Source organism: Promicromonospora kroppenstedtii DSM 19349, from assembly GCF_000515355.1.
Classification (GTDB): Bacteria; Actinomycetota; Actinomycetes; order Actinomycetales; family Cellulomonadaceae; genus Promicromonospora; species Promicromonospora kroppenstedtii.
The window spans coordinates 58,486-63,502 of record NZ_KI911765.1 but is presented as its reverse complement, the minus strand read 5'-3'; the positions used below and the strand labels follow the sequence as shown (position 1 = coordinate 63,502).

Sequence of the window (5,017 nt, the reverse complement as noted above, 5' to 3'; positions counted from 1 at the left end):
TCGAGCCCGGTGGGGTCAGCGGGCCGTCGGTGCGGGAGGCGCTGGCGCGGCTGGGGATCGAGCCGGCCTGACGCGCGCGTTCGGTGGTCCGCGGCGGGGCCGGCAGTTGGCCCTGAGATCGGCACGGGCCTGTGCCGATCTCAGGGCTAGTTGCCGCCCGTGCCGATGAGGCTGGTCCTGCTGGAGCGGGTGGGTCAGGCCGCGGCGGGGGTCCGGCGTCTGCCCGCGTCGCGGACGTCCGCCGCGAGCTTGGCGACCAGGATGTCGCCGCCCTTGGTGAGCTGCTGACCGCGCTCCGAGAAGCCGAGGCGGCCGTGGAAGCGCATCGACCCGGGGTTCGGCGGGTTCAGGTTGACCTCGCAGGTGACGACGTCGTGGCCCGCGGTGCGGGCGGCGTCGAACACGGCGTCGTAGAAGAGCTGGCCGATGCCGCGGCCGCGGGCGCCCTCGCCCACCACGATCCGGTCCACGTACAGGTGGTCCAGGCCGCGCTCCTCGAACCAGGCGTAGTTCTCGCCGGCCCAGTCCTCGCCACCCTCGAGCGCAACGACGAAGCCCAGGGGGTCCGTGGGCACCGCCGGGTCGATCGCGACCAGGGCGAGCGACGAGGCGTCCAGCAGCTCGGACATGTCGTCGGCCGGGGTGTCCGGCACGGCGGGCACGGAGGCGTTGTTCAGCGTCACCAGGTGCGAGATGTCGGCGTCGGTCGCGGGGCGCAGGACGGTGGCCGTGGACATGGCTCGATCACTCCAAGGAGTCGGCAGGGGAACCCGAAGACACTAGCCGTGAGGCCCCTCGCACGTCTGTGACCTGGGTCAAAGAGTGGTGGCGGTCACGCGCGGGCCGAAGACCGCCGTTCCCACGCGCACGATCGTCGCGCCCTCCGCGATCGCGAGCTCCAGGTCGCCGGTCATGCCCATCGAGAGCTCCGTCGCGGAGGCCGTGCCCGGGGCGCCCGACGCGAGCACCTCGTCCCGGATCGCGCGCAGCCGCGCGAAACCGGCCCGGACGGTCTGCTCGGCCTCACCCGCTGGGCCCTCGGCAGCGGTCAGTCGCGCGCCGATCGTCATGAACCCGGTCAGGCGCAGGCCCGGCAGGGCGGCGACGGCGGTGGCGAGCGCTGCGGCGTCCGGCGGCTCGATGCCCGACTTGCTCTCCTCGCCGGTGACGTTGACCTGCACCATCACGTCCAGGGCCCGGTCGCCGGTGCGGTCGTCGCGCACACAGCGGTCCGAGATCGCGCGGGCCAGGTCCAGCGAGTCCAGCGTCTCCAGGCCCGTGGCCGTGGCCAGCACCTGGTTGATCTTGTTGCGCTGCAGGTGACCGATCATGTGCACCTGCAGCGAGCCGTCGGCGACCCGGTCGGCCACGGCCGGCGCCTTCGCGACGAGCTCCTGCACACGGTTCTCGCCGATCAGGTCGACACCTGCGGCCAGCGCCTCCAGCACGGCGTCCGCCGTCTGCGTCTTGGTCGCGACCAGCAGCCGCACCTCGTCCGGGCGGCGCCCGGCGGCGTCGGCGGCCGTGGCAATGCGCTCGCGGACGACGGCGAGCCTGCCGGCGACCGTGCCGGGCGAGTGCTGGGCGGGGGTGAGCTGGGGATGGTCGGACACGGGGTGAGTCTATTTCGGCGTGCCGGGGCAGACGGACGTCGGCAGACTGGACGGGAGGTCGCGGTGGAACGAAGGCTCAGGGTCGGATCAGGGGGGTGCCTGGTTCCCTGACCTGCTGCTCTACGGAAGGATGGGCTCCATGAGAACGCTGCTGAACATCATCTGGGTCATCTTCGCGGGGTTCGGGCTGTGGCTCGGGTACATGCTCGCGGGGATCATCTGCTGCCTGCTCATCGTCACCATCCCGTTCGGCGTCGCGTCCTTCCGCATCGCGGGGTACGCCCTCTGGCCGTTCGGGCGTGAGGTCATCGAGAGCCCCCGCTCCGGCATCTTCTCCCTGATCGGCAACGTCATCTGGGTGATCGTCGCCGGCTGGTGGCTCGCGCTGGGCCACGTCATCACCGCGATCCCGCTGGTGATCTCGATCATCGGCATCCCGATGGCCTGGGCGAACCTCAAGCTCATCCCGGTCTCGCTCATGCCGCTCGGCAAGCAGATCGTCCCGAGCGACGCCCTGCTGCCGACCTACCGCAAGCAGGTCGCCGCGGCCTGAGTGCTCAGGCCGGGTGCTCAGGCCGGGTGCTCAGGCCGAGTGCCCGGGCCGGGTGCTCAGGTTGAGTGCTCAGTCGCGGGCGATCGGAGCCGTCGTCCCGTTCGTGAGTGTCAGCAGGTCGGCCGGTGCGAGGCCCACGTCGAGCCCGCGCCTGCCGCCCGACACGTAGACGACGTCGAACGCCTCGGCCGACTCGTCCAGCACCGTCGCGTGCCGCGTCTTCTGTCCCAGCGGCGAGATGCCGCCCACCACGTAGCCGGTGGCCCGCTCGGCCGCCGCCGGCTCGGCCATGGCGGCCTTCTTGCCGCCCGCCGCACGGGCCAGGGCCTTGAGGTCCAGCTTGCGGTCCACGGGCACGATGCCCACCACGAGCTTCCCGTCGACGTCGGCCAGCAGGGTCTTGAACACCTGCGGCGCGTCGACGCCGATCGCCTCCGCGGCCTCCATGCCGTAGCTGAGCTCACTCGCCGGATCGTGCTCGTAGGGGTGCAGCGTGTGCGGCACGCCCGACTTCTCCAGGGTCACGACGGCGGGCGTCCCGTGGCTGGCGCGGGCGGACTTCGAGTTCTTGGCCACGAGGCGATTGTGCCGTGCGGGCCGCCGGCCGGCGCAACGGTTTTGCGGTACGGACGGCGTCGTCGGACCTGGGCGCCCGCTCAGGTGTGGGACCAGGAGTCGGACCAGATGTCGGACCGGGTGTCGGCTCGGGTGCCGGGCCAATCCCCTGGAGTCCGGTCGGAAACTACGTGGCTAGCGTAGGGGGAGTGCTCGCCCTCCTCGTTCTCGCCATCCTCGTCGGGGGCTCCCTGCAACGCGTGGCGGGAATGGGCTTCGGACTCGTCGCCGGACCGTTCATCGTGCTCCTCGTCGGCCCGATCGAGGGCGTCATGTTCGTCAACCTCGTGGGCGCGCTGATGGCGCTGCTCGTGCTCGGGCGCACGATCCGCCACGTGAACTGGCGCCGCTACGGCTGGCTGGTGAGCGCGTCCGTGGCGGTCAGCGTCCCGGCGGCGCTGGTCATCCGGGAGGCGAGCGCGTCGGCCCTGGAGATCGGGGTAGGCGGCGTCGTCGTCGTGGCCATGACCCTCGCGCTCGTGACCTCGCGGCTGCGGGGCGCGGAGCGGCCCTTCGCGCCGGAGGCCCGGCTGCCGCTGCTGGTCACGGGTGCAGCGGCCGGGTTCGGCAGTGTCGCCGCCGGGATCGGCGGGCCGCCCATCGCCGTCTACTCCGTGCTCGACCGGTGGGACCCGCGCGACTTCGCGGCAACCGCCCAGCCGATCTTCCTGACCAACGCGCTCGCCGCGATGACGGCCAAGCTCCTGGTCGCCGACGTCACGTTCCCCGGCTTCGCCGTCTGGGAGTGGCTGACCGTCGGCGTCGCGCTCGTGGCGGCGATCGGGCTGGGAGAGCTGCTCGTGGGGCGGATCTCGGCGAGCGCGACGCGCAAGGTGCTCGTGACGCTCGCCTACATCGGTGGGTTCGCGACCCTCGGCCGAGGGCTGCTCGGGCTGTTCGCCTGACCCCGCCTCCTGGCCCGGCACTCTGACCCTGTTCAGGCGTGGAGCCCGGACGTGGCAGAGCGCGGACGTGGCAGAGCCCGGGCGTGGCAGACGTACAGGTCACCGGGGTGACCTGTACGTCTGACGGGGAGGGGCTACTCCAGCGGCCCCAGGACCATCGCCGGCTCGCCCGACGGCGTGAGCCTGGCCGCCCCGAGGTTGCCGACGGTGCAGCTCCCGCTGCGCGGGCTGCCGGCGTTCCAGACCTGGCGCAGGCAGTTGCGCATGGCCAGCTGACCCCAGTAGCTGGGGTGCAGCGACTCCTGGACGTAGTAGGGCGAGTCGCCGATGGTGGATACCGTCCGGATCTGGTTGACCCACTCGGTCCGGTCGACCGCGCCGGCCGACTGCCAGCTGGACAGGCCCACCTCCTCGTACAGCCCGACGCCGTTCTCGCACAGCCGCTTGCCGTCGAACGCGTGCGTCATGTCGAGGGTGCGGACGTTCGGCAGCCCGACGTCGTCGGCGGCCCCCAGCAGCGCGCCGTTGATGGTGGGCAGGGCCGTGGAGTTGGCCCAGTCGGCGTCCCGGTTCCACAGGCCGCAGCCGCCCGTGGACTGGCGGGTGTACCCGGACTCGGAGTAACGGATCCCCGAGCCGTTCGGCACGGGCGACGGGTAGGTCTGGACCACGAGGGTCCACTGGCTGGTGCTGTACCCGGCGTTGCTCATCGCGGTGGCGACGTTGTCGAGCGCCCCCACCACCCGGGACCGTACGTCGGCCACGTTCGAGGCGGTGAAGTTGGCCGCGACCGAGCTGTCGTCGTGGCAGTAGTTCTTCCACCAGGTGGGCGAGGTGAGGAAGTTGACGACGCAGGACTGCACGACGCTCGCGAACTCGAAGTCGTTCCCGCCGATCGAGACGACGACCATGCGCACGTTCCTGGTTGCGGCGGCCTCCTGGAGCATCCGGGCCTGGCCCTTGCCGGCCGATCCCTCGTAGAAGTCGATGCCCGGCTTGAAGTTCGTGCCGGTCGAGGTGGCGGTCGTCGCCCCGCTGCACGCGAGGTTGAGGCCCTCCACACCGCCGCCGATGTAGGCCTCCGCGGAGGAGGCACGGTGACAGCGCGGGATGGTCTCGCCCGTGCCGGAGGCGTTGTCGAAGTAGGCGGTGGGTCCGAGGGCGTCTGCCCGGTCGGAGTCGCTGTTGGAGGCGCCCGCCCAGCGTCCGGCCTCGCCGGAGATGTAGGAGTCGCCGAGTGTCACGACCCACGGTGTGCCGACGCCGGGGCCGTCGGCAGGCAGGGGAGCCGCGGTCGCCGGCGCGGCTGCCGGCACCGCGACCGCGAGGGC

6 protein-coding genes are annotated in these 5,017 nt (G+C 72.0%); 2 read left to right on the top strand and 4 right to left on the bottom strand.

Annotated elements, in window-relative coordinates; genetic code table 11:
* Positions 1-194: 194 nt before the first annotated feature.
* Together PROKR_RS29800 and PROKR_RS29795 are read right to left on the bottom strand one after the other, a co-directional pair.
* Positions 195-737: a GNAT family N-acetyltransferase gene (locus PROKR_RS29800; RefSeq protein ID WP_036971419.1), complete on the bottom strand. Its 543-nt coding sequence runs from the start codon at positions 735-737 to the stop codon at positions 195-197.
* 78 nt (positions 738-815) lie between these two features.
* On the bottom strand, positions 816-1,613 hold the full coding sequence (locus PROKR_RS29795) for a YggS family pyridoxal phosphate-dependent enzyme (protein ID WP_036971416.1): 798 nt from the start codon (positions 1,611-1,613) through the stop codon (positions 816-818).
* Positions 1,614-1,752: 139 nt separating this feature from the next.
* Between PROKR_RS29795 and PROKR_RS29790 the strand changes: the two genes are divergently transcribed.
* Entirely contained in the window at positions 1,753-2,166 is a 414-nt protein-coding gene (locus tag PROKR_RS29790; RefSeq protein WP_020013676.1) for a YccF domain-containing protein, read from the top strand.
* Between the two features lie 69 nt (positions 2,167-2,235).
* Here PROKR_RS29790 and ybaK read toward each other — a convergent pair whose 3' ends face one another.
* Positions 2,236-2,742, bottom strand: coding sequence for a Cys-tRNA(Pro) deacylase (gene ybaK / locus PROKR_RS29785; protein ID WP_036971413.1), 507 nt, complete (start codon positions 2,740-2,742; stop codon positions 2,236-2,238).
* 188 nt (positions 2,743-2,930) lie between these two features.
* Between ybaK and PROKR_RS29780 the strand changes: the two genes are divergently transcribed.
* Complete coding sequence (locus PROKR_RS29780; RefSeq protein WP_036971410.1) at positions 2,931-3,686, top strand: sulfite exporter TauE/SafE family protein; 756 nt, start codon at positions 2,931-2,933, stop codon at positions 3,684-3,686.
* A 134-nt stretch (positions 3,687-3,820) separates the two neighbouring features.
* Here the strand turns inward: PROKR_RS29780 and PROKR_RS29775 are convergent.
* Positions 3,821-5,017 (bottom strand): SGNH/GDSL hydrolase family protein (locus PROKR_RS29775; RefSeq protein ID WP_036971408.1); only part of this gene is annotated, 1,197 nt, incomplete at its 5' end.

Excerpts from the sequence above, each read along its gene's own strand:
- PROKR_RS29790 (WP_020013676.1), top strand. The coding sequence starts at position 1,753 with ATGAGAACGCTGCTGAACATCATCTGGGTCATCTTCGCGGGGTTCGGG.
- PROKR_RS29800 (WP_036971419.1), bottom strand. The coding sequence starts at position 737 with ATGTCCACGGCCACCGTCCTGCGCCCCGCGACCGACGCCGACATCTCG.